Annotated in this window: 20 protein-coding genes; 8 read left to right on the forward strand and 12 right to left on the reverse strand. The window is 57.8% G+C overall.

From position 1 onward, the window contains the following. Nucleotides 1-95: 95 nt before the first annotated feature. Complete coding sequence (locus IE089_RS04190; protein ID WP_189475433.1) at nucleotides 96-554, reverse strand: hypothetical protein; 459 nt, start codon at nucleotides 552-554, stop codon at nucleotides 96-98. A 147-nt stretch (nucleotides 555-701) separates the two neighbouring features. Between IE089_RS04190 and IE089_RS04195 the strand changes: the two genes are divergently transcribed. Continuing rightward, nucleotides 702-1,217, forward strand: coding sequence for a peroxiredoxin (locus tag IE089_RS04195; RefSeq protein WP_189475435.1), 516 nt, complete (start codon nucleotides 702-704; stop codon nucleotides 1,215-1,217). Here IE089_RS04195 and IE089_RS04200 read toward each other — a convergent pair. Further along, complete coding sequence (locus IE089_RS04200; RefSeq protein WP_189475437.1) at nucleotides 1,214-2,083, reverse strand: alpha/beta hydrolase; 870 nt, start codon at nucleotides 2,081-2,083, stop codon at nucleotides 1,214-1,216. The genes IE089_RS04195 and IE089_RS04200 overlap by 4 nt on opposite strands. 174 nt (nucleotides 2,084-2,257) lie before the next feature. Here IE089_RS04200 and IE089_RS04205 point away from each other — a divergent pair, with 174 nt between their 5' ends. Next, nucleotides 2,258-3,622 carry an MATE family efflux transporter gene (locus IE089_RS04205; protein WP_229802575.1) on the forward strand — a complete coding sequence of 455 codons (1,365 nt, stop codon included), beginning with the start codon at nucleotides 2,258-2,260 and terminating at the stop codon, nucleotides 3,620-3,622. Between the two features lie 34 nt (nucleotides 3,623-3,656). On the opposite strand, the gene IE089_RS04210 is transcribed toward IE089_RS04205, so the two are convergent. Next, the gene (locus tag IE089_RS04210) at nucleotides 3,657-4,541 is read right to left on the reverse strand and encodes a lysophospholipid acyltransferase family protein (protein ID WP_189475439.1); all 885 of its coding nucleotides are present in this window, start codon (nucleotides 4,539-4,541) and stop codon (nucleotides 3,657-3,659) included. 112 nt (nucleotides 4,542-4,653) lie between these two features. On the opposite strand from IE089_RS04210, the gene IE089_RS04215 reads away from it, so the two are divergent. From IE089_RS04215 to IE089_RS04230, 4 genes are all read left to right on the forward strand, one after another. Further along, entirely contained in the window at nucleotides 4,654-5,523 is an 870-nt protein-coding gene (locus IE089_RS04215; RefSeq protein WP_189475441.1) for an SDR family oxidoreductase, read from the forward strand. Between the two features lie 31 nt (nucleotides 5,524-5,554). Then, nucleotides 5,555-6,676, forward strand: coding sequence for a zinc-binding dehydrogenase (locus IE089_RS04220; RefSeq protein ID WP_189475443.1), 1,122 nt, complete (start codon nucleotides 5,555-5,557; stop codon nucleotides 6,674-6,676). Nucleotides 6,677-6,761: 85 nt separating this feature from the next. Next, nucleotides 6,762-7,613, forward strand: a complete 852-nt coding sequence (locus IE089_RS04225) for a DUF1295 domain-containing protein (protein WP_189475445.1) — start codon at nucleotides 6,762-6,764, stop codon at nucleotides 7,611-7,613. Between the two features lie 34 nt (nucleotides 7,614-7,647). Further along, entirely contained in the window at nucleotides 7,648-9,381 is a 1,734-nt protein-coding gene (locus tag IE089_RS04230; RefSeq protein ID WP_189475447.1) for a DUF885 domain-containing protein, read from the forward strand. 219 nt (nucleotides 9,382-9,600) lie between these two features. Here the strand turns inward: IE089_RS04230 and IE089_RS04235 are convergent, their stop codons facing one another. Further along, a complete protein-coding gene (locus tag IE089_RS04235) occupies nucleotides 9,601-9,939 on the reverse strand; it encodes a hypothetical protein (RefSeq protein WP_189475448.1) in 339 nt (112 codons plus the stop codon). Between the two features lie 167 nt (nucleotides 9,940-10,106). Here IE089_RS04235 and IE089_RS04240 point away from each other — a divergent pair, with 167 nt between their 5' ends. After that, a complete protein-coding gene (locus IE089_RS04240; protein ID WP_189475450.1) occupies nucleotides 10,107-10,481 on the forward strand; it encodes a VOC family protein in 375 nt (124 codons plus the stop codon). A gap of 39 nt (nucleotides 10,482-10,520) precedes the next feature. Here the strand turns inward: IE089_RS04240 and IE089_RS04245 are convergent, their stop codons facing one another. Together IE089_RS04245 and IE089_RS04250 are read right to left on the reverse strand one after the other, a co-directional pair. Next, nucleotides 10,521-11,723, reverse strand: a complete 1,203-nt coding sequence (locus IE089_RS04245) for an acyl-CoA dehydrogenase family protein (RefSeq protein WP_189475452.1) — start codon at nucleotides 11,721-11,723, stop codon at nucleotides 10,521-10,523. Nucleotides 11,724-11,768: 45 nt separating this feature from the next. Beyond that, nucleotides 11,769-12,881, reverse strand: a complete 1,113-nt coding sequence (locus tag IE089_RS04250; RefSeq protein WP_189475454.1) for an acyl-CoA dehydrogenase family protein — start codon at nucleotides 12,879-12,881, stop codon at nucleotides 11,769-11,771. A 151-nt stretch (nucleotides 12,882-13,032) separates the two neighbouring features. Between IE089_RS04250 and hrpB the strand changes: the two genes are divergently transcribed. Then, nucleotides 13,033-15,603, forward strand: a complete 2,571-nt coding sequence (gene hrpB, locus IE089_RS04255) for an ATP-dependent helicase HrpB (RefSeq protein WP_189475457.1) — start codon at nucleotides 13,033-13,035, stop codon at nucleotides 15,601-15,603. A gap of 24 nt (nucleotides 15,604-15,627) precedes the next feature. On the opposite strand, the gene IE089_RS04260 is transcribed toward hrpB, so the two are convergent. The 6 genes from IE089_RS04260 to IE089_RS04285 all read right to left on the reverse strand — a co-directional run bounded on the left by IE089_RS04260 (nucleotide 15,628) and on the right by IE089_RS04285 (nucleotide 24,492). Further along, on the reverse strand, nucleotides 15,628-17,142 hold the full coding sequence (locus IE089_RS04260; RefSeq protein WP_189475459.1) for a S41 family peptidase: 1,515 nt from the start codon (nucleotides 17,140-17,142) through the stop codon (nucleotides 15,628-15,630). Between the two features lie 20 nt (nucleotides 17,143-17,162). Next, nucleotides 17,163-17,993: an HAD-IIB family hydrolase gene (locus IE089_RS04265; RefSeq protein WP_189475461.1), complete on the reverse strand. Its 831-nt coding sequence runs from the start codon at nucleotides 17,991-17,993 to the stop codon at nucleotides 17,163-17,165. A 117-nt stretch (nucleotides 17,994-18,110) separates the two neighbouring features. Continuing rightward, a complete protein-coding gene (locus IE089_RS04270) occupies nucleotides 18,111-20,600 on the reverse strand; it encodes a TonB-dependent receptor (protein ID WP_189475463.1) in 2,490 nt (829 codons plus the stop codon). Between the two features lie 135 nt (nucleotides 20,601-20,735). Continuing rightward, nucleotides 20,736-21,341, reverse strand: coding sequence for a YtfJ family protein (locus tag IE089_RS04275; RefSeq protein ID WP_189475465.1), 606 nt, complete (start codon nucleotides 21,339-21,341; stop codon nucleotides 20,736-20,738). Between the two features lie 28 nt (nucleotides 21,342-21,369). Further along, nucleotides 21,370-23,523 (reverse strand): YgiQ family radical SAM protein, encoded by a 2,154-nt coding sequence (locus tag IE089_RS04280; protein ID WP_189475466.1) that lies wholly within the window; start codon nucleotides 23,521-23,523, stop codon nucleotides 21,370-21,372. Nucleotides 23,524-23,577: 54 nt separating this feature from the next. After that, a complete protein-coding gene (locus IE089_RS04285; RefSeq protein ID WP_189475468.1) occupies nucleotides 23,578-24,492 on the reverse strand; it encodes an ion transporter in 915 nt (304 codons plus the stop codon). Between the last annotated feature and the right edge of the window lie 106 nt (nucleotides 24,493-24,598).

The raw sequence follows: 24,598 nt of genomic DNA on the forward strand, positions 1-24,598 counted from the left end.
GGCCAGGGTGGTTCGGGGTTGTGCTGGGCGCGCACCAGTGGGTGGGTTGGGAATGGGGCGCACGAGCGTGCACCCCACGGTGTTGCAGTGTGGACTTAGCCAGTGGCATCGTCCATGGCTTTCTTGGCGTCGTCAGCAGCATCGGAGGCCGCATCTTCAGCGTCGTCCATGGCGTCAGACGCAGCGTCCATCGCATCGTCAGCAGCATCAGATACGGAATCCATCGCATCGTCAGCAGCATCAGATACGGAATCCATCGCATCGTCAGCGGCTTCGCCTACGGCGTCTGCCGCGTCAGACGCGGCGACCATGGCGTCGTCGGCTGCATCGCTGACGGCATCTGCGGCATCGTCCACAGCGTCTGCAGTGGCGTCGGCGGCATTACTGGCCATGGATTTTGCGTCATCGGCCATATCCTGAGCGGCGTCAGAAACACTGCTTGCTGCCTCTTGAGCACTGCTCTTGGCTTTTTCGACATCTTGTTCGCTGCAGGCTGCCAGTGCGAAGGCCATAAGACTGACGAGTCCCAGGCGTGTGAGTGTGGTTAATGTCATAGCTTTCCCCAATGTGTTTAAAGTTGTTATGTCCAACGGGACAGCACTGAGAATACGGGGAATTCGGGCCAGGCTCAAATCCCCGGTGATCCGAGCGGAGTCCGGCACGTACACTGATACATCATCAAGAATATCGAGGCCACTGTTATGCGTAAACTCTTCGTGTTGGTCACCGCAGTCTGTTCCCTGTGGTCATTCTCTGCTCATGCGTTGGAAGTCGGTGATATGGCACCAGACTTCGAGTTGCAAGCTTCTGATGGCAGCACGTATACGCTGTCGGACTTTCGCGGCAAAGAGGCTGTTGTGGTGGCGTGGTTCCCCCGAGCGTTTACTTCGGGCTGCACGGTTGAATGCAAATCGCTGGCTGAAAATGGGGACAAGATTCGTGAGTACGCGGTGAGCTACTTCATGGCGAGCACCGATCCCGTCGAGAAGAATACAGAGTTTGCGCAATCGACTGACGCAGACTTTCCTCTACTTAGCGACCCATCTGGCGACACGGCGAAGGCCTACGGCGTGTACACCAACGGCTTTGCGCGTCGGCACACGTTCTACATCGATGTTGAGGGCCGAATTACCCGTATCGACACTGCCGTTCGTCCGGCATCTTCCGCTGAGGACATGATCGCCAACTTGGCGGATCTGGGCGTGGCCAAGCGCTAGCGTTTCGGCGCGGGCAGTACCCCGGTGGCGAAGTCGTCTATCACCGACAGCACCTGCTCTGGAAAGAGGGTATAGGCGGCCACGTGGCTACCCCAGCGCCCGCGCCAAACGAGTAGGGGATGATCGCCCTCTGCCGGTGGTGCCTCCCACAGCGTGATGTGGTCATTTCCCGCAGCCAGCGCACGGGCGTGCTCTGCCAAGGTGACGGGGTCCTGAGGATCCTGAATCAGCAGTGTGGGGAGTGTCAGTTGCTCGGCCTTTCCTGAGGACTGCTTTTTACCTGAGGGAAGACCAAACAGGTGGCGTGCCGAAACTGCGCTGATAGCAAACAGGCCCGGCGGTAAACCCGTTGCCGTCCATACGCCCCGTACAAAGGCGGAGTCTGTGTCCAGGAGCGGGTCTAGCAGCACTAAGGCATCCGCTTTGGCACCACCGGCCAGTGCATGTATGGCCGTGGCTCCGCCCATGGAAATGCCCATAACAATCACCGGTGTCTCCTGGGTGTTGTGGTGCACCCAGGCGAGCGCCGCCGCGGCATCGGCAGACTCGTGGAGGCCGAAGCCTATCCCGTTGCCATCCCGATCAGAATCCCCGTGGTTGCGTAGGTCGGGGGCAAACACGGAATAGCCCAACGCCACCATGTCTTTATAGAAAGACAGGGAGTCAAAGAACGTGCTGTGTCGGTGGGAGCCGGCACCGTGCAGGAACACTAATACCGCCTTGGGCGTGGTAGCAGGGATGTACCAGGCCTGCAGCGCCAGATTCTCCTCCGGGATAGTCAGTGTGATGTCCCGGTAGGCCAGACCCTCGTCGGCGGGGGTTGTGGTTAGGGGGTTCTCCGCCGGCTGCGTCGCAACCCAAGGCACGTAAATGACCAGAAATGTGAGAAGTGCGAGCCCGACAGCCGCGGTACCGATTGCGAGGCGAGGAAGAAGTCGGGAACCTGTTGTCGAGCGCGACATAGCCAAAAACTACCGGTGAAGAGTGCTTGGAGCAGTATATCCGAGCGTGCAGAATAGCGCCCCCGCAAAGGAGCTGATGTGTTTTCCAAAGCAACCCTGAAAGAGCTGTTCGTGCTGGCGCTACCCATGGTTGTGTCACAGGGAGCCTTTGCCCTGATGGTGTTCACTGATCGGTTCTTTATGTCGCGACTGGATGCCACTCACATTGCTGCTGCACTTGGCGGTGGCGTCACCTTTTTCGTGACTATTGCGTTGTTTAACGGAATCATGGCTTACGCCAACGCCTTGGTGGCTCAATACTATGGTGCGGGGCAATTTTCCAAGTGTCCCCGGGTGCTCACGCAGGGCGTGATTCTGGCCTTCCTCTGTCTGCCACTGCTGTTGCCATTGACCTGGTGGATCAGCGATGTGTTTGCCTGGATGGGACACGAGGCCGAGCAGGTGGAATTGGAGACCCAGTACTACTTTGCCCTGATGGCCGGCGCGATTCTCACCCTGGTTAAAACCTGCTTCGCCTCTTACTTCTCGGGTATTGGGCGCACTCGTGTGGTAATGATCAGCGACGTTATCGGCGTGGCTTGCAACATCCCCTTGAGCTGGATGCTGATCTTCGGCCATTTTGGCTTGCCGGCTCTGGGCATCGTCGGCGCGGGCATCGGTACAGTGCTGGCGACCGGCGTCACGCTGTCAGTGTATTTGCTGTTCTATCTTAATCGAACTCACCGCCAGCAGTTTTCTGTGGCGCAGTCGTTTGCCTTCAACGCGGGCATCATGCGTCGCTATGTGCGGCTCGGCTTTCCCTCGGGCTTCGAAATGTTTATCGGCGCTGCCACGTTTAACCTGTTCCTGCTGTTGTTCCAGTCTTACGGGGTAGACGAGGGCGCCGCCATGGCCATCGTCTTTAACTGGGACATGCTGTCCTACGTGCCTCTTATCGGACTCAACATTGCCGTGATGAGCCTTATCGGTCGGTATGTGGGGGCAGGGGACCTATCCCGAGCCAATCAGGTGATCAGCTCCGGGTTCATTATCGCGCTTGGCTACTCGGCGGTGCTTGGGTTGTGCTTCATTATCTTCCGCATTGAGCTCATGGATGTCTTCCAGACGCCGGAGGATGATTTCGCGTCTATTCGTGAACTGGGCGCGAAGATGATGATAGGCATGGCCACCTACGTCATGGCCGACGCCGTCATCCTGGTGTGCAGCGGCACGTTGCGCGGGGCTGGAGACACGCGCTGGTTGATGACCGCGTCAATCCTGATCCATCTGGCGATGCTTGCTGTGCAGGTTCTGGTCATTAAGGGTATGACCCTGCCCCCGCTGGTGAGCTGGTGGGTGTTCGTTGGCACACTGATCTGGTTGGCGGTCACCTATTTGCTTCGGGTGCTGCGCGGTCGCTGGCGCCGACCTCAGCGTCTGGCACGGGTTATGTTGGAGACCTAGCGGGCGCCTGAAAGTGCCGGCGCTAAAGGTTCCCTTACACGGTCAGTAAGCGTCGGAGTAAGCCGTCTTTCTGGCGCGACTGCTCGCGAATCAGCAGCAGTTCCGCCAGTTCATCTTCAATGCGCAATGCGACTTCATCCCGTATCTGTTTGAGCTGGGCTTTTCCCGGTTTGCGACGCTTATAGCTGGCCAGTGAAACAGGCTCGGCGAAGCTGAGATAACAGGGCTGTGGTTTGGGTAGCAGAGTACCCATTACACCAAGGGGCAGCGGTGGAATCATGTCGGGTCGCGTGTCGTCGCCTAGCAATCCCGCCTTGCGTAACAGAGGCGCTATCGCAGAGTTGGGCACATCGCTGCCTTCAATCAAGTGCGTATAGAACTCGTCTGGCCCCACCATGCCGAAGGGGACGATGGTGTAACCGTGACTGGCCGCGAGTTTGATAAAGCCAAAGCGCTCTTGCCACTGCAGTTCATAGCGCTTGCTGGCGGGTTTGACTGCCTCATGGGCGCCGCCCGGAAACACCAGCACGTCCTCGCCGGCAGCCATGAGTGCAGAACACACTTCGGGATGCCCCATGGTGCCGCCTCGCGACAGCAATAGCTTCGCCAGGCCCGGTTGCGTGAATAAAAACTTGTCGCCCATGGGCCTGAGAAATCGGCCGTACTCCTTGAGCATCAACGGGCCCATGACAAAGGCATCCAGGGCGAACAGCGAATGGTTGCCCACAAACAGGCAGGGCCGGTCCGGAATCTTCTCTACCCCGAATACCTGCGGTTTGAACGCCCGTTTTATCACCGCATACAACACATCCAACTCTCGCCCCACCATAGGGCTGGCCGCCAGGGCTTGCTCGATATGTGCCTGAAGCGCTTCATCGCTGGCGAGAGGCTGGTTATGTTGATCAGAGAAATTAGCCATTGTCTGGTTCCGGTGAGATGTCGCCAATTATAGCCTCAAGACCATTGCCGCGCTGCCTTTGTGCTGCACTTTGAGCTACAGTGCTGCTCTCGAAACGCGATGGGATCTATCTGTGCAGGGGAAGCATGTAGTCATAACGGGACCTACCTCCGGCATTGGTGAGGTGTGTGCACTGCAACTTGCGAAGCAGGGCGCGCAATTGTCATTGCTGTGTCGGAGTGTGGATAAAGGACAAGCACTTGCGCAGCGCATCACTGACGCGGGCGGCGCTGCAACAACGGTTGTTGAGTTACAGATGGCCAGCCTGGACAGCGTTCGGGCCGCGGCTACGCGATTGCTGGAGTTGGGCAATCCCATTGATATTTTGCTGAACAACGCGGGCGTCGTTAATACGCAGCGACAGGAAACCGTTGATGGCTATGAGGAGACCTTCGCGGTCAATCACCTGGCGCCATTCCTGCTGACTGGTATGCTGCTGCCACTTTTGGAAGCCGCCGCACCCGCGCGCATTGTCAACGTTGCCTCCGACGCCCATCACTTTGTTCGCGGCATGGACTTTGACGACCTGCAGTCAGAGCACGGCTACAAAACGTTCACCGTTTACGGACGATCCAAGCTCGCCAATATTCTGTTCAATCGGCGTCTGGCTCAGTTACTGGACCCCAATGTCATTACTGTGAATGCCTTGCATCCGGGGGCGGTTGCCACGGGGATCGGCAAACAGAATGGTGGTTGGATGGCGTCAGTTATCCCTGCGTTGCTGCGTCCCTTTTTCCGTTCGCCGGAGCGCGGTGCCAGCACGTCGCTGTACCTCTGCGAGAGCGAGGGCCTAAACGGATTGACTGGCGGCTATTACGTCAAGAGTAAACTCACCGACCCCAAACCCTGGGCCTGCGATGACGAAGCTGCATCCCGACTGTGGACCTGCAGTGAAGCGCTGGTAGATTTTGTGTACCCGCAGTCTGCGCACCCAACCCCTTAATTATTACAGGCCAAAGGCCACGGAGTAACCCATGCCCGTTAGCAGTTTACAAATGCGAACCCTCGTGAAAGAGGACTACAGCCTCGAAATCTCCCTGACTGAAATCGAAGTGCCGGATCCCGGCCCTGATCAGGTGCTGGTTAAAGTTGAGGCAGCGCCCATTAATCCCTCGGATCTTGGTCTGCTGTTCGGGCCGGCTGATCGTAATTCGGTGCAGTTTTCTGGTAGCGCCGACCGGCCGGTGGTCACAGCGTCGATACCCGAGGCCGCCCGTCGGCTGGTCGAGGGACGTATCGGTGACTCTATGGCCATTGGTAACGAGGGTGCAGGCACCGTCGTGGCAGCAGGCGACTCGCCTGCCGCGCAGGCGCTGATGGGCAAAACGGTCGGCATGGTGGGCGGCGAGATGTACAGCGAATACCGCTGTGTTCACGTTGGCCAATGCTTGCCGCTGAATGAAGGAACCACCGCGGTAGAGGGCGCGTCTTGTTTTGTTAACCCTATGACAGCCCTTGGCATGGTTGAGACCATGCGCATGGAAGGCCACAAGGCGCTGGTGCATACCGCCGCCGCCTCCAATCTCGGGCAGATGCTGAACCGTATTTGCCAGCAGGATGACGTGCCACTGGTGAATATCGTGCGCCGGCATGAGCAAGAGAGTCTGTTGAAGGACCTCGGTGCCAGTTACGTAGTGAATTCCTCCTCAGACACTTATATCCCTGATCTAACGCGCGCACTGGAGGAAACCGGTGCGACGCTGGCCTTTGATGCAACCGGTGGGGGAAAACTGGCCTCACAGATTCTGGCTTGTATGGAGAGCGCTGCCGTTAAACAGATGCCCGAGTACAGCCGCTACGGTTCAGATGTTTACAAACAGGTGTATATCTACGGTGGGCTGGATGTCTCACCCACTGTACTTAACCGCACCTTTGGGTTCAGCTGGGGTCTGGGCGGTTGGTTGCTTACACCGTTCCTGCAGCGCGCAGGGGGAGAGCGGGTAATGGCAATGCGCGAACGCGTTGCGGCAGAGATCAAAACGACCTTTGCCAGCCGCTACACCGGGGAAGTTGATTTGGCGGGTGCTCTCAAGCCCGAGGCAGTCTCCGTTTACGCCAAGCAGGCTACCGGTGAGAAGATCCTGATCACGCCCTGATAGGCCGTGGATGGCGCAGGTCGTGCGTGCAGTTTGAGTGCGCGTGACCTGTTGCTAGCTAGCGGCTCGCGCTACACTGCGCGCCATGCTGAATATCCTCACAGTTGTTGTTCTGGGTGCTGCCGTCAGTGTTGCCGGTGGCCTAACGGGTGCCTACGTTGCGGGCGTGCCGGTGATGGTGATCTGTGCCGCTCTGGCGTTCGCCATTCAATGGGTTGCATTCGTACCGGCGTTTCTCAAACAAACCGAGCGCTTTTACGATCTCGTAGGCAGCCTGACCTACCTCTCCGTCACTGGGCTGGCCGTCTATCTCACTCCGGAGCAGTCCATCAGGTCAGTGTTGATCGCCGTGTGCATCGGCGTCTGGGCAATACGCCTTGGAAGTTTCCTGGTGAGGCGCATCTCGCAGGATGGCTCTGACTCGCGCTTCGATAAAATCAAGCCTAATCCCCTACGTTTCCTGTTTACGTGGAGCCTGCAAGGACTCTGGGTAGTGATGACTGCGGCCTGTGGCTGGGCCGCAATTACGTCAGGGTCTACGGCGCCCTTCGGCGTTGCAGGTGTGGTGGGCATTGTCATATGGATTTGCGGTTTTGCGATTGAAGTAATGGCAGACCGCCAGAAGCGGGTACACCGTGCCCAATATGGCAGCGGCACGTTCATAACGACCGGGTTGTGGCGCTACTCCCGCCATCCCAACTACTTTGGCGAGATTGTGCTCTGGAGCGGCATTGCTGTAATGGCTCTGCCTGCGTTGCAGGGGTGGGCATGGGCCACACTGATCTCACCGCTCTTCGTGTTTGTGCTGCTGACACGTATTAGCGGTATTCCCATGCTACAGGCCAAAGGTAAGAAGCGTTGGGGTGAAAACCCCGAGTATCAGGCGTATCTGAACGCAACCCCGGTGCTGGTGCCCTTTCTGGGCCGCAAGGGCTAGTTTCGCGATCCGCGACCCTCTTTTGGAGAGACTCATGAGGTATGTTTTCGCTGTGCTGCTGCTCGGTCTGTCCTTGGTTGCGCAGGCCTCGCCCGATCAGCGCTTTACCGAACTGCTGGACGAACACTGGGCCTGGTTCATGTCACAGCATCCTGAATATCTCACTTATCGCGGCGATCGCTCTGGCAATGACCGCTGGACAGATATGAGCCTCGCTGCGCATATCGAGCGCGATAACCAGCGTGGGGAGTTCCAGCGCCGTCTGCAGGTTATAGAGATAACCGCCCTGAGTGAGGATAACCAGCTCAACTACCGGATGTTTCAGCGGCGACTAGAAGGCGCCCGCAAAGAGCAGGCGCTGGGTCTGAATCTCATGAGCCTCAACATGCGCGATGGCCCGCAACACCAGTACACCGTTCTTGAATACACGCCGATGCAGGATGAGGTGGACTACCGCAATTGGTTGGCCCGCATGCAGGCCCTGCCCACATTGCTGGCGCAGTACCGCGAGTTGTTAGAGGAGGGCGTGTCTATCGAGCGCGTGCAGCCGCGCGCCGTCATGGAGCGCGTACCGGCTCAGTTGGATAACTCCATCGCTGACAGTCCTGAATACAGCCCTTTCTACCGTCCGTTTAAGCGGATGCCAGCTACCATGGATGCACAGTTGGCGGAGGAACTGCAGGCCCAGGCTCGCAGCGTGATCGCCAATCAGGTGACCCCGGCTTATCGCGATTTCAAAGACTTTTTCGTGAACACCTATTTGCCCGCCAGTCGGCCTGAGCCAGGTGTTGCCAGCCTGCCGGGCGGTGATGAAATCTATCGCTACCTGGCCATGCGATTCACCACTACGGATATGACGCCGGAAGAGATTCACGAAACCGGTAAGGGCGAGGTGGCAAGGATCCTCGCGGAAATGGAGGACGTGAAAAGCGAAGTCGGTTTTGACGGTGATCTTCAGGCCTTCAATGAATTCCTGCGTACCGATCCCCAGTTTTATTACGAAACACCCGAGGCACTGCTGGAGGCCTACCAGGCTGTGAGCAAACGCCTGGACCCTGAACTGGTGAGTCTTTTCGGCAAGTTGCCCCGCATGCCCTATGGCGTTAAGCCTATCCCGGCAGAGACTGCACCGGATACGACAACCGCGTATTACATGCCGCCGGCTATCAATGGATCACGCGCAGGTTACTACTACGTCAATCTGTACCGTCCAGAAGTGCGCCCTAAGTATGAAATTGAGGTTCTGAGTGTGCACGAGGCAGTACCCGGGCATCACCTGCAAATTGCTTTGGCGCAGGAGCTTACCGGGCTGCCCGAGTTCCGTCGCGCCAGCGGCGTGACTGCGTTTGTCGAGGGCTGGGGCTTGTATTCAGAGCGTCTGGGATACCAGATGGGGCTGTATACCGACCCCTATTCCCGCTACGGTCAGCTGACTTATGACATGTGGCGGGCCGTGCGTCTTGTCGTTGATACCGGCATTCACTATTTCGGTTGGTCCCGGCAGGAGGCTATCGATTACTTTAAAGCCAACGCCGGCAAGAGTGAGGCCGATATTGTCAATGAAATCGATCGCTACATTGGATGGCCAGGTCAAGCGCTGGCCTACAAGATCGGGCAGCTGAAGATTTTGGAACTGCGTGCGACCGCTGAGGCGAGACTGGGTGAGCGCTTTGATATCCGCAGCTTCCACGACGAGCTGTTGGGTGCAGGCGCTATTCCACTGGATGCGCTGCAGGCCCGTATGGACGCCTGGATGGCCAGGCAGTAATAGCCGGGGCAGGGCGGGCTGCTTTTGCGCTGCGCCAGCGATCTCCAGGTGGGTTATTCAGTGCCCCGAACTGGATGCCGTTAAACGCTGCTCGAAGTAAGCCTCAAGGTCGGGTGCAAATACCCGGCCTTTATGGATTTGCCACCACTGCTGCACACCCGGCATTGAGAAGAGCCTAAAGCCCTCGTCCAGGACGCGCTGATAGGTCGCGTCGTTGTTCTATACCCCCATCTGCTGCTGCACCATAACGGTATCCTGAATGCCGAAGTACATTCCCAGATAGAAATTGAAGCGCGACCTGTCCGAGTCATTCAGGGCGTCGTAATAGCGAACGCCCTGATAGAAAATCGACCAGTTTTCGGTGTTCGCTGGCACTGCATTTGTGAACTCCACCCATAAGCTGGTGATGGTGGCGTAACTCTCGGCATTGGCTTGTCGCACGGAGGCCCTCAGCTGAACGCCCACAAAAACCAGTGATGCAATTACGCCAAGTGCCGCGACAAGGCCGCCCACACCGCCAATGAATTCGCCGATGGCTGACAGTTCATCCAGGCTCATAGTTCATTCCTTTTGCAATGCCTGACTAACAGCGTGGACCATGATGTGGTCGCGATACGTGGGCATCGTCTTCTTCTATCTCTCGGCGTCAGGTGGTGATTAGGCGTCGCAACTGGCTGCGCTGAAGCGCGACACTATAAACTGGCGTAGGTAACGCGGAGTCAACAATGACAAAGCAGACTATAGGCGGTATCGGCTGGCGCGACCTAACTTGTGAGAACGCAGGGGGGCTGCGCGATTCTTACGAAGACGTGGTGGGGTGGCAGTCCAGTCCGGTCAGCATGGGTGATTACAACGATTTCAATATGATGGATGGTGAAGGCAATGTTGTGGCCGGAGTTTGTCACGGACGCGGCAGTAACGAGGGAGTGCCCGCCCAATGGATGATGTATGTCATTGTTGCCGATCTTGAGGCGAGTCTACGAGCCTGTGAGTCGCGAGGCGGAGCGTGCATCGGTGAAATTCGAAGCATGGGTGCGGACCGGTTTGCAGTGATCAGGGATCCCGCTGGTGCCTGCATGGCGCTGTATGAAGAGGGCTGAGTCACAGCGGTGACGTCAACCCCCTTGAGCGCTCCGGAGTTACTTCAGCTCGGAAGAGGACTTACCCAGCACCTGGCGCGCCACGATCAGTTGCTGAATCTGCTGGGTGCCCTCGAAAATATCCAGAATCTTTGAATCCCTGGCGAACTTCTCAAGCAGTTCGTTTTCGCTATAACCCAATGACTGACACAGCTCGACACAGCGCAGGGTAACGGCATTCCCCATGCGACCCGCCTTGGCTTTGCACATGGACGCCTCTTTCGAATTTGGCTGCTTGTTATCGGCCATCCAGGCGGCCTTATGGACTAGCAGTCTGGCCGCGCTCCATTCCGCTTCCATGGTGTAGAGTTCTGCCTCTATCGCGCTGAGATTGCGCGGTGTCTTGTCGTAGTCAAGGCTGACGTCTTCTTTGGCCAGTAACTCTTGCGCCAGATCCAGTGCGGCCCGTGCAACACCAATTGCCATCGAGGCCACTGGCGGGCGGGTGTTGTCGAATGTTTGCATAACGCCGCCAAAGGCTTTCTTGCGCGCTTCGGCAGTGGTGGCCACTTCCGGTGTGCCCAGAATGTTCTCCCGAGGAATGCGGCAGTCAGAGAAAGTGATCGCCGCCGTATCAGACGCACGGATACCCATTTTGTGTTCCAGTCGAGTGACCTCGCAGCCGGGCGTGCCTTTTTCGACGATGAACGACTTAATGGCAGCCTTACCCAGTGACTTGTCCAGCGTGGCCCACACAACCAGGGTGTCGGAGCGTTCCCCATCGGTCACATAAATTTTCTCACCGTTGAGGATCCACTCGTCGCCGTCGGCGACCGCCGTGGTGCTGATATTAGCCGAATCTGATCCGGTACCCGGTTCGGTGATGCACATGGCCGCATAGGACTTGGCGTACTTCTCGCGCTGCTCAGGTGTGCCAACGGCATTGATAGCCGCATTGCCCAGCCCGCTACCGGGCATGCCCAGGAACAGGCCCACATCACCCCAGCAGAGCCCCTCAAGGCCGATAACCGCGCCCATATTGGCGCCGTTGACTACTGCGCCTTCGGGCTGCTCATTCTTATCCTGCTTGCCGACACCTTCGCGTCCGCCGCGAATAAGTTTGGCAACCTCTTCCATTTCTGTGGGGTAGGCATGCTCCTCGCGATCATATTTGCGGGAGTAGGGCCTCATCATGTGTTCAGCCAGCATGCGTGTGTTGTTGAGCAATTCCTGGTGCTTCTCTGACAGTTCTAAATTAATCATCTCTCAAAATTCCTGTATCGGTGGGCTTCGGTGGGTGATAGCGGCTTAAACAGAAGCCAGACCTTCCAGCAAACTGATGGCGCGCAGGTTGCGATACCACATCTCCATCGGGTGTTCCCGACAGAACCCGTGACCTCCCAGCAGTTGCACGCCGTCGGTGCCGATCTTCATCGCGTGTTCACCGCAGAACACCTTTGCCAGATACGCTTCTTTGTGAAACGGCAAGCCTTGCTCGGCGCGAGATGCGGCGCGCCATGTCATCAGGCGCATCGCCTCGAGCTCGATCGCGATGTCGGCGATCATAAAGGCGACTGATTGACGGTTAGTGATAGGCTCACCGAAGGCTACGCGCTCGTTGCAGTACTCTGTCACGTAATCCAGTACGGCTTGGCAGGTGCCGACAGCCAGCGCGCAGATGCCCAGGCGTGACAGATCGATAAAGCGCTCTAGATCGAACGGCCGCTCGCCCAGCATGTTCGATGCGGGCACCCGCACTGCATCAAATGACAGCGTTGCGGTTTGCAGCGTGCGAAGCCCCATGTTCAGCTCCTGTGTGCGGGTAAGGCCCGCGGGCTCGCCTTCAACGATGAAGGCGGCGGGCTCGTCAGTCTCCAGCTTCGCGATAACCAGAAGCAACTGCGCATCAATACCCAGAGGCACCAGGCTCTTGGTGCCATCAATGACGTATTCATCGCCGTCCCGCACGGCCGAGCACTTGGGCTCAGTGGGCTCGAAGGTGGCGGCAGGTTCCAGTAGCGCGGTTGAGGCGGCGACGAAGTTCTCACCACAGAACTGTGGCAGCAGTCGCTCTCGCTGTGCTTCCGTTCCCTGATCCAGCAGGGTGTTTACGAAAGCCAGCGGGCTAATACTGCCTAAGGCGAGTGACAAATCGCCGTGGGCAAGGTCTTCCGCATTGAGCACATTTGAAACTGGCGCCCGCGCTACTCCTGCACCACCTAGTGCCTCGGGAATAGGCATCAGGGTAAGACCCAACTCCATGCTGCGCTGGTAGAAGCCCTCCGGCGTCTGTGAGGCAACGTCGGCTGGCATGGCCAGTGGCCGGATGTCTTGCTCGGTAAAGCGTCTTACCGTGTCGCGATTCATTCGCTGGTCGTCGGTAAGCGTGAGGTCGAATACGTCGTGTGCGGTGTTTGTCATTCCGAAAGCTCGTTGTCGGTGAGCAGGTATAATAACGGCAAGGCGCGGCCATGCCCAACAAGACCGGCCATGACTGCGCAGTGCGCCCCGTTCGGGTTATGATGCCGCCCTCAGGATGGTTACTCACAACGCCCTCGGCTAAGATGCAAGGATGCTCCCAAAGGAACTTCAATCCCTCCCGATTGTTGAGGTCTTCGATGATCTGCGCGATGCGCTGTCACGCAGCGACAACGTCGTATTAGAAGCGCCACCCGGCGCTGGTAAAACCACCGCGGTTCCACTGGCGCTACTGAACGAACCCTGGCTGGCTGGCCGAAAAATTCTCATGCTGGAGCCACGGCGCATGGCGGCCCGTGCCGCGGCCAGTCGTATGGCTGGGCTACTGTACGAGGAGCCAGGCGATACGGTGGGCTACCGCATCCGCCTCGACAGCTGTGTTGGTGAGCTTACGCGTGTAGAGGTCGTCACCGAGGGAGTGTTGGCCAGACGTCTGCAAATGGATCCCGCCTTGTCGGATGTGGGTCTGGTGATTTTTGATGAATTTCATGAGCGCAATCTGGACTCGGATCTAGGCCTTGCCTTGACCTTGCAGGGACGCGAAATGTTTCGCGAGGCCAGAGCGCTCAAGGTGCTGGTTATGTCTGGCACGTTGGATGGTGGCGCAATCTCCGGCTTGTTGGGCGGTGCGCCTCTGATCCGATCTGACGGGCGCCAGTACCCGGTTGATGTGCACTTCAGCCAGCCCTTGGATCCCAGAGATCCGCTTATGCCGCCACTGATGGCTGCCGTTAAGCGAGCTTTGACTGAGACAGCCGGCAGTGTGTTGGTCTTCTTGCCGGGGCAGCGCGAAATCAACAGTGCTGCCCGGGAATTGGGCGATATCGTTGCCGGTGGTGGCTACGGCAAGGTGGTTCTTTCCCCGCTCTATGGCGGCCTTTCACTGGAGCAGCAGCAGCGGGCGATCCGTCCCGCGCCCGAAGGTAGTCGCAAAATCGTTCTGGCGACCAATATCGCCGAAACCAGTTTAACGATTGATGGCATCTCTGCCGTCGTCGATAGCGGTCTGGCACGCGAGGCAGTCTACGACGCCAATACAGGCATGACTCGCCTGTCCACCCGGCGTATTTCCAGGGCCTCGGCGAGGCAGCGCAAGGGCAGGGCGGGCCGATTGGGTCGCGGTGACTGCTACCGCCTCTGGAGCGAAGAACAGCATCAGCAGTTGGTGGCTCATGGCACGCCTGAAATCCTTCAGGCCGATCTGACGCCGCTGGCGATGCAGCTGTTGGCCTGGGGCATCGAAGATCCGAGCGAATTGCACTGGTTGAACCCGCCACCGGTCGCGCCCTATCAAAAGGCGCTGGATACATTGGCCATGTGCGATGCCGCGTTTAAGGGCGGCAGTGATCGCTGGCAGCTCAGTCCTCATGGCGTTCGTTTAACGCAACTGCCGTTGCACCCTCGGCTCGCGCACATGTTAATGAAAGGCTGTGACATTGGTGCAGCGGAAACCGCCTGTCTCTTGGCTGCAGTGCTCGCTGAACGCAACCCTGTGTCTGGTCGGGGAACCGATATTGGCATTGCATTGTCATTGCTGATGGGCGAAACAAGCTGCCCGGAGCCGCTGAAGGGCTGGTACAAACGCTGTTGGCAGCAGGCCAGAAAGTACAGTCAGGTGGCGTCGGCCGTGCACATGTCCGGCGGTGCCAGTGTGGGTGTGCCTCAGCGGGAAGTTCCTGGCGTGCTGCTTGCCAGCGCTTATCCCGATCGCCTGGCCAGACTTCGCCCCGGTGGCGACGGCAGGCAGTACATACTGAGCAGTGGCCGCGCTGCGGAACTGCCGCCAGACGATGCCCTCACGGGTACACCCTGGCTGGCAGTGGCCGAGAGTGGTGGTGAAAAGGGCAGGCCGGTCGACAGGATCTACAGCGCGGCACCCTTGGCGGCTCAGCGCTTTAGCGATGTCCTTGCATCGCTGGTACAGAATGAAGAGAGGGCGGCCTGGGATGATCAGGCCGGTCAGTTTGTGTGTGAGCAGCGAAGTGTCATCGGTCAGATACAGCTTTCAGTGAAGCCGCTGGAGAATATACCCGATAGCGTGCGTAACGACGCCTTAGTGAGCGTTGTCCGAGCGCGAGGACTGGACATCTTGCCGTGGACTGACGCCTTGGTGCAGTGGCGACGTCGCGTGATGTTGATGCACGATTTGCGGTGGGGCGACGGTGAAAACCCCTGGCCCGACCTGTCTGATGCAAACCTGTTGGCATCACTCGAGGAGTGGCTGGCGCCATACCTGCAGGGCGTGACGCGATTGGAAGACTTCAAACGGCTGGATCTGCGCGGCATAATGCATGCCCAGTTGCCATGGCCTCTGCCGCTGGAGCTTGAACGTCTGGCGCCCGAGCGTATAGCAGTCCCCTCAGGGTCCAACCCGGCCATTGATTATGCGCAGGAGCCGCCAGTGCTTGCGATCAAGTTGCAGGAGATGTTCGGTTGCGACGAGACGCCGAGAATCGCCGACGGCGCTCTAACGTTGCAGGTTCACCTGCTATCACCCGCCGGGCGGCCTCTGCAGGTCACGCAGGATCTCGCGACGTTCTGGCGCGATGGCTATCAGTCTGTGCGCAAGGAAATGCGTGGCCGCTACCCTAAACACCCCTGGCCCGAGGACCCGACCATCGCAACGCCGACCGCGAAAACGAATCGCGCATTACGCAATAGCTAGACCACTGCGGCCTCTGTTGGAGGCTCAGAGGTTTCTTTCGATGATTGACAGAGCGGATGCCAACACATCCTCCGCATCCTTTCCTGAGCTGTCGATAAGGATATCCGGTGTCACACCGTCCGGTGTTCGATCCCCGTTGGGTCGAATGATCAGCGCCTTGGGAAAGCCGACTTCGATCCCTGTGTTGTCCAGCTGGAACCGCTCCATCGCACCAAATGTGGTGGCAAGGTCCGCTGTTTTCTCCCCCAAAACGGTGCCAAAGCCATAGTCCTGCACGATGGCCGCGACGGACACGGCATTGGAGTAGCTGGTGCGGTCAACCAGTACATACACCTGCCCTTTAAACTGTTCCCCGTCTTTTGGCTGTGCATAGGGTAAATCGAAGTCCACGACCTCACCTTCACGGTGCTCGCGGTAGAGTCGCGCGTAGCGTTTTGATACGTCATCGTCACCCGCTTGTTCATCCAGTCGCGCCAGATTCGCCGCTTCGGCTTGAGGACTTACTTTCACCTCAAACCGTGATGCGAATCGGAACGGGCGATCGGCAATCCAGGCCAGCATGGGATCACTGAAGGAGCTGTTGCCGCCCGGGTTCAGACGAAGATCAATCAGAAGCGCCTCCGCGCCGGTGGCAAGGAACTCGCTAAAGGCGTCATCCACAAATCGTTTAAACGGCGCTTCGTCCCAGACGTTGCCGCTGTCATCGTCCACGTTATAGAACGGGCCTGGCCTCAGATAGGCGACGCGCTCCGAAAGCATCCGCTTGGCGCGCGGCGCTGTATCGTCACCGTCGTTGTCATCGGACGCGTCAGATTTTCGGGCGTCGACGACAGGTGCGTATAGGGTCGCTTCAATGGCGTCCTGCTCAGGTCGTGACAGTGTGTCGACGGTGACTGTGACCGGTGTTCCATCGGCAATCGCGGTGACGGTGTATTGCGCTCGCTCGCCATCCAGCATCCACAGCAGAAAGGGCAGCTGCTGTTCGATCAGGCTGTTGGATAGCGTGTCGTTATCTGCCGACACAATGGTGCGAACACGGTCCAACCACGCACTGATGGGTGCGTCATCAATAGCCGTGACAACCATCCCGCGACCCAAGGCACCTTCCTTGCTGGTGACAGTGTCGATAGTCACCTGCTCCTCGCCGATCAACAGGAACAGCGGCAGCATGGCCCCATCGGCTTCTCGAAACGCCATGAAGTCATCGAAGGGCAGGGTGGTGGTGGCATGGGCGATGCCGCCCAGTGCAACGAATCGCTGAAAGAGGACCTGGGCTTCGAGGCGGCTCATCCCGTCCTCTATCTGCGCACGATACGTTTCATAGTCGCTGTCATAGCGAGTTTTTGGGTAGTGCGCATAAAGGTCGTAATGCGCCTGTTGCAGGCCGCTGTAGAGTTGATCGAAGTCCTGCTGTAGCGCTGCTTTGTTGAATACGGTCTGTGGTACTGCGGGCTGCGCTGCGGCCATCCCACCCAACCAAAGGGCGCCCAGCAGTGCGGTGAACACAGCGCTTTTTCGCGCTAATCGGAGTCTCGGCATCTCATCAGTTCCCGATATCATCAGTTATTGGGTAGGTCGAAGCGTTCACGTAAGAATTTTGCGATGCCGTCCTCATCGTGATGGCCTATGACCGCAGTGGCTGCGGCCTTGAGCGGTGCCTTGGCGTTTTCCGGGGCGTAGCATTCATCGGCGCAGGCAAACATGCTCAGGTCGTTGTCGCTGTCGCCGAAACATACGATGCGTTCCAGCCCCAGATCTGTCTTCAGGCGGCTGGCTGCGTCGCCTTTACTGCCGGCACTGTGATGAATATCCATCCAGCACAGGTTGGCGTCCTCGATGGCAACGCCCATGTAGGCTACCAGGCCCGCCTCGTGCTCCACCATGGCGGCGACCTGCTCTATGGGTTCGCGCTGTCCCAGCGCGCTGATATTTGTCAAGTCAGCGGTGGCAGGAATTTCAGAGATGGGCAGCACAGGGAGTCCGCGATCTTTGCGGAACATCTCGACCAACCTTTTCTCAGCCTCATTGAGCAGAGGCGAGTGGTAGATCGCATGGTGATTGCCGGGTTCCAGCGTAAACAGAAACGGTGTGATTTCGGCGCTAATGAACGTCTCAAGAATATGGCGAATCTCGTTCTGAGTCAGCAGGTGCTGGTCGCAATAGGACTGGGACTGTGGACTCCAGGTGATCACACCATTCTTATAGATCTGTGGCAAATCGAAGCCGTGGTCCGTAATCAGATCACGGGTCGCATGCAGTGTGCGTCCCGTCGCCACGGTGTAGGCGATATTGCGTTCGCGCAGCAGCTTTAGGGTCTCCCGCGTGTAAGGGGAGATTTCGGATTGCTTGTTCAGTAGTGTGCCGTCGAGATCAAAAACGACAAGGTCCATAGCGCCTGTGCCCGGTAAAATGACGAGGCAGGTTACCAGTGAATGTGAAGAGCGGCCAGCGAAGCGACCGCGGGAGAGCTGGCGCCACTGGCAATTAGCCAGTGGCGCCCCGGATGCTTAGAAACTGTAGTTGAGCGTGAGACCGTACATGCGCGGCTCAAGCAGGAACTGGTTGGTGGCCAGCCCAACATTCTGGTCGCCCAGGTATTGTCCAGTAATGTGATCTTCGTCCTGTAGGTTGCGTCCCCAGGCCTCCACAAACCAGCTACCGTCAGCGCTGAACAAAGTGAGCGTGGCGTTCCAAACGTCCCACTCATCCACCTGGTCATTCACGGTATTGAATACACGTGTGTAGAACTCATCCTGCCAGTAGTAGTTAGTGGCGGCAGTGAGCTCCATGCCGTTCGACAGATACCAGGTATAACCGGCGCCCAGGTTCACAGAGAACTCAGGCGCATTGGGTAGCTGATTGCCATCAAGATTTGCCTCAAGTCCCGCGCAGGGAATGACGCCTCCGGGGCAATCTGCGCCAACATAAACGTTTGAGTTGGGCGTTGTGATGATGTTTTCGGTGGTGCCCCGCTGGTTGATATCCGCCGGGTCGAGGCTGCTGCCGCCATCGAGTTCCGCATCCAGCCACGCCAGGTTGGCGGAGAAGCGCCAGTTCTCGGTCGGCACCCAGATGAATTCGCCTTCGAAGCCCTGGTTGGTAGCATCAAAGTTCTCATTCAGCGCCGTCTGCTGGGTAATTTTCGAGACCTGCAAGTCCTCATAATCGTAGTAGAAATAGGTCAGGTTTGCCTGCAGAGTGTTATCCAGCAGTCGCATCTTGGCGCCAATCTCCAGAGCATCAATGAATTCTGGCTGGAACTCGGCCAGGCTCGGATCGCCGCCAAATGCTGGGTCCAGGATCACTGAGTCTGAGGAGATCGGATTAAAGCCGCCACTCTTAAAGCTGGTCGATAGGGTGGCATAGGTCATGATGTCGTCGGTGACATCCCAGGTGACATTAAACTTACCCGTGGGCTCAGAGTCGCTGAACTCGAAGTCAGTGTAGCCACCGTCAGGAGTGGTGGGGTCATCCAGAAAGGCGAGATAGATGGAGCGCTGACTTGAGGACTTTTCTTCCTCGGTGTAGCGCAGGCCCAAAGTCATAGACACCGTATCGGTGGTCTGCCAGTAGAGTTCACCAAATACTGCCCAGGTTTCCAATTCATACGGGTTAGTGTCGTTGTCGAAAAGCCGCTGTGATGGATCGATGCCGAAAGTCGCGCCAAAAACTTCCAATGCTGCCGAGTACACGTAGTAATGGGTTTCTGACTCGTAATCCAGCCAGAAGCCACCGACCATGAAGTTCCAGTCACCGTCGTAGTCCGATGCCAGGCGAAGCTCCTGGCTCCACTGTTCAGGCTCCGTGGTGGAACGGTCGCTGGAAAAAGCGCGATCTGTAGTGATAGGACCATCCGGGCCGCGCTGAACGGTGACCGGGAACGGCCACGGCTCTGAAGCGACTGTGAAGTCGTAGTCGTTGCGCGCGTCAAGGTCAGAGCTGTGATAGCCAGTCAGGGACGTGATGGTGTAGTCGCCCATGCTGTGGTTGATTTCAAGAGACGCCATCAGGTCTTCTACCTCGTATTGAGGTGTGAAGTCCAGGAACTGCTTGCGCGGGTCGCTAAACCCCGTGGAGTTGATGAAGTCATCCGCCGGGAAGGGCTGTCCTGTTACTGTACCAACGAGGTTGGTTAGGAACCCGGTTACCGTCGCTGCACTGTTGGTATTCTGGTCAGCGAGACCAGTGGGCAAGCAGCCGATGATGCCTTCAGGGTCGCGCAGACACTGCTGATTGCTCCCGCGCATGCGCGTGGAGTCTTCCTCGAAGTAATTCACCACCAACGTGGCATCGGTGTTATCGCCTGCCCAGCGCGTGGATGAACGGATGGAGTACATATCGCGATCGTCAACATCGCGACCATTGAATTCGTTATCGACAAAGCCGTCGCGCTTGTTATAGAAACCTGCGAAACGCTGGGAGAGACCATCGGTAATGGGAAAGTTAATAGCGCCACGCACGCGAACGTGATCGTACTCTCCAACCTCCATATTAAGGTCGCCACCGAACTCATCCTCCGGTGCGCGGGTGATCAGATTCACCACGCCCGCAGTGGTGTTTCGACCGTACAGTGTGCCTTGGGGGCCACGCAGCACCTCCACCCGCTCGGCGTCGTAGAATTCAGTTTCAAAAATTCGGCCATTGTTCAGGTAGACGCCATTGAAGTGTACGCCAGTGCCGGCATCCGTTGATGATCCCACAGCCAGGTTGCCAATGCCGCGGATAGAGATGCTTGCCGTCGTGAAGTTGCCCTTACTCATTAACATGTTGGGCACGCTGAATTGCATATCCAACGGTTTATTGATCAAGGACCTGTCCAATTCGTCGCCGGTGAAGGCCGAAACAGCGATCGGTGTATCCTGAATGGTGGTCGCGCGCTTCTCAGCGGTGACAATGATCTCTTCTAGCATGCCTTGCTGAGCTAGAGCGGTCTGACTGGCCATGCCTGTGGCGAGAAGGGTAAAGGCTAGAGACAGTTTATTACGCGTAAACAACATCGCATTGGCTCCCAGTTATTTTATGGTTATGTGCATCTGGTGTAGCTAACACTTACGACGCTAACAAAAGCTGGGGAGGGCGTCTAGCACTGTGACGCACGATAGGCGCACCATTGCGGTGCGCCGGATAGGGGGTCAACGACTAAGCTGTGCTACGCCGGCAGCGCGGTCAATCTCGCTGCGGATCAGTTCCAGTGCGTTCTCTGTCTGGGCTTCATCGAGCGTGGTGTTGGTCACGAAGCGAATGACGCCGTCGTTATCTACGATTGCGAGCACCGCGCCGGTGTCCTCCAGGCCCCACTCAGTCTCGCCGGTTCCGTCTTTGTCTACTACCATGGTGGCCAGTGGGAACTGCTTTTTACTGGCCTCCATCTCCGACATCACAAAGCCCTTCGTGCCCCAAAGCGCCGCATCAAGATTGATAATGGTTGTGACATGGTAAAGACGGAAATCGATGTCCTGCTGCAACTGGTCCGTGAACGGTGAGAACAGCTTGCGGTGTGCCAGGGTGCCACTGAAGTACTGCACAATGTGAACCTTGCCTGGATCTGCAGATATATCCCAGGGCCTCCAGCTGTATTCGCCGTCTGCCAATAGCAGCTCGCCGTGTTCGGCAATCGCCAGTGGCGGCAGGGGTTGATCAAGCTGCGGGCCGCTAGCCTCTGCCAGCGCCACGGGGCTAAGCACTGTCAGTAGAACGCTCAGCCATGCGGCCAAGCCTGTGCGCAGGGTGTTTGTCATTATTGTGCTCCTCTTGCCTGTTAGGTGTTTACGAGCGAGACCCGCGTCCGGGTTTCCCTGTAGATGAACGCCGCCGACGTTTCGGTGCCTGCGGTGTTCTTGGCAGGCCGTTGTGCTGGGTCGCAAATGGCTGTGTGCCATCCACACGCTGATGGCGCTTTGGGGGTTGGCGCGGCGGAATAAGGTGCATTTTGCCATTGCCAATCAGGTCAGCGCGCCCCATCTTTTTTAGTGTCTTGCGCAGCAGTGGCCAGTTGTCCGGATCGTGATAACGCAGGAAGGCCTTGTGAAGTTTACGTTGATTCATGCCGCGCACAGTGGTCATGGTGTCACTGGTGCGTGTCACGCGCTTCAGCGGGTTCTTGCCGCTGTGATACATGGCGGTGGCCGTAGCCATGGGTGAGGGGTAGAAGGTTTGCACCTGGTCGGCGCGAAACTTGTTGCGCTTCAACCACAGCGCAAGATTCATCATGTCCTCATCGCGGGTGCCGGGGTGAGCGGCGATGAAGTAAGGAATCAGGTATTGCTCCTTGCTCGCTTCTTTGGAGTATTTGTCGAACATTGCTTTGAAGCGGTCATAAGTGCCCATACCCGGCTTCATCATTTTGGACAGCGGGGCGTCTTCCGTGTGCTCGGGTGCGATCTTGAGGTAACCGCCCACGTGATGGGTGACCAGCTCGCGCACGTACTCGGGCGTCTCCACCGCGAGGTCGTAGCGCAGGCCGGATGCGATCAACACCTTCTTAATGCCGGGCAACTCGCGCGCACGGCGATACAGGTTAACCAGCGGCGTCTGGTCCGTATCCAGGTTTTTGCAGATGCCGGGATAGACGCAGCTCAGCTTGCGGCATTTCGCCTCAATCTCTTTGCTCTTGCAGGCCACGCGCCACATGTTGGCGGTGGGCCCGCCCAAATCGGAGATGACGCCGGTAAATGCCGGTGATGTGTCGCGAATGGCTTCGACTTCGCGCACGATGGAGTCCTCGGAACGATTCTGGATGATACGTCCCTCGTGCTCCGTGATCGAGCAGAACGTACAGCCTCCGAAGCATCCACGCATGATGTTCACCGAGTGGCGAATCATCTCGTAGGCCGGGATTCGGGCATCACCATACTGGCTGTGTGGCAGTCGGGTGTAGGGGAGCTCGAAAACCCAGTCCAACTCCGGCGTTTCCAACGGAATGGGTGGGGCGTTCAGCCAGACTTCCCTGTCACCATGGCGCTGTACCAGCGGGCGAGCATTGTGCGGGTTTGTCTCTTTGTGAAGTACACGAGAGGCGTGTGCATAGAGTGCGCCGTCTTCGCGCACAGCCTCGTAGTCGGGTATGCGAATGACCGCAGGGCCCCTATCGCTGCTGTCCAACAGCGTAACCGGCTCGATTTGAACGGGTTCTGGTGCCGCCTGTTTGTCAGCACAGCTGTTATCCATGGGGATTTCTTCGTAGGGATTCAGTGGCGGCGCGGTCGCCCCCACCAGGTCAATGCTCGATGAATCGATGACCCGCCAGCCGTCGGGAATCCGCTTGCGCACAAATGCAGTGCCGCGTAGGTCTCGTATATCACTGATGCGCTCACCGGCCGCGAGTCGGTGGGCGACATCGACGATAGCGCGCTCGGCATTGCCGTAGAGCAGGAGATCGGCGCGGCTGTCCAGCAAAATAGAGCGCCTGACTTTGTCGCTCCAATAGTCATAGTGGGCAATGCGTCGCAAGCTGGCCTCGATGCTGCCGACGATCAGAGGCACATCACGATAAGCTTCTCGAACGCGCTGGCTGTAAACAATTACGGCCCTGTCCGGTCGTTTGTCCCCGACGTTGCCCGGCGTGTAGGCATCGTCATTTCGACGCTTACGATCGGCGGTGTAGCGATTGATCATGGAATCCATGTTGCCCGCAGCCACACCGAAGAAGAGGTTGGGCTTACCCAAGGCCTTGAAGGGCTCGGAACTGGTCCAGTCTGGTTGCGACAGAATACCTACGCGAAAGCCCTGTGCCTCCAGTACACGGCCTATCACCGCCATGCCGAAGCTGGGGTGGTCCACATAGGCGTCGCCAGTCACGATGATGATGTCGCAACTGTCCCAGCCCAGCGCATCCATTTCCGCGCGAGACATGGGCAATTCGGGGGCAGGGCCGAAGCATTCTGCCCAGTATTTGCGATAGTCGTATAAGGGTGTTGGCATGGGGCTCTCCAGGGCGGCCAATTATAGCCTGAATTACCCGCTGTGTAGGCGGTACTACTGCCGTGAATTCTGTGCCCGCAGCTCCTCGGGTACTTCGAGGTCGGAGCCACAATACTTGCAGTACACCGCGTCAAGTGCGTGTCCGCTGCGCACACAGTTGGGGCAGTTCCAGTTCAGTACACGGTTGTCATCGCCCTGCATTTTTTCGTAGAGCTTGGTGGTCACGATCGCCGTTGGCACAGCAATGATGGAATAACCCAGCAGCATGCCCAGGGAAGACACCACGCGTCCCGCGGCCGTGACCGGCACGACATCGCCGTAGCCCACAGTGGTAATCGTGACAATCGCCCAATAGATGCTGATGGGAATGCTGGTAAAACCGCTGGACGGACCTTCGATGACGTAGATCAGACAGCCAAAGATAATGGTGAGGATGATTACCATCGAAAAGAAGACGAAGATCGCGCGTGAGGACTTGCGCAGCACGTCGAGAATTTCGGCGTACTCTTTCACCAGGCTGAAAAGCCGCAGAACCCGGAAAATGCGCAATATACGCAGTAGACGCACGATGGTGAGCGAGGCGGCGCCGGGAATCAGGAATGCCATGTAGGTCGGCAGGATGGAGAGTAGGTCTACGACGCCGTAGAGGCTGGTGACGTACTCCCTGCGATTTTCTGAACACCAGATGCGAATGGCGTATTCCACGGTGAACAGCAGCGTGAACATCACTTCGATGCGCCAGAAGAGTGCGCCATAACTGGCGTGAAGCTCAGGGATGGAGTCCAGCATGATGACCGTAACAGACGCGAGTATGGCGACGATCAGTAGCAGGTCAAAGGCCTTGCCGGCTCCACTTTCGGTGCCAAAAATGACTCGGAAAAAACGGCGCTGCAGCGGGGTGAGTGCGCGCTTGCCGTGGGTAGATACACCTGTGTCCGAAGGTGTGCTCGTGTCGTTTGAGTGATTCAATGGCTGTCCAGGATGCGTGCTAAGCTTTCCCGCTATTTCGGGTTGATAGGAGCACAATCACCTTCACCCGGTCAACAGGCGACGTGCAACAGGCGACGTGCAACAG

This window comes from Parahalioglobus pacificus (genome assembly GCF_014652275.1).
GTDB lineage: Bacteria > Pseudomonadota > Gammaproteobacteria > Pseudomonadales > Halieaceae > Parahalioglobus > Parahalioglobus pacificus.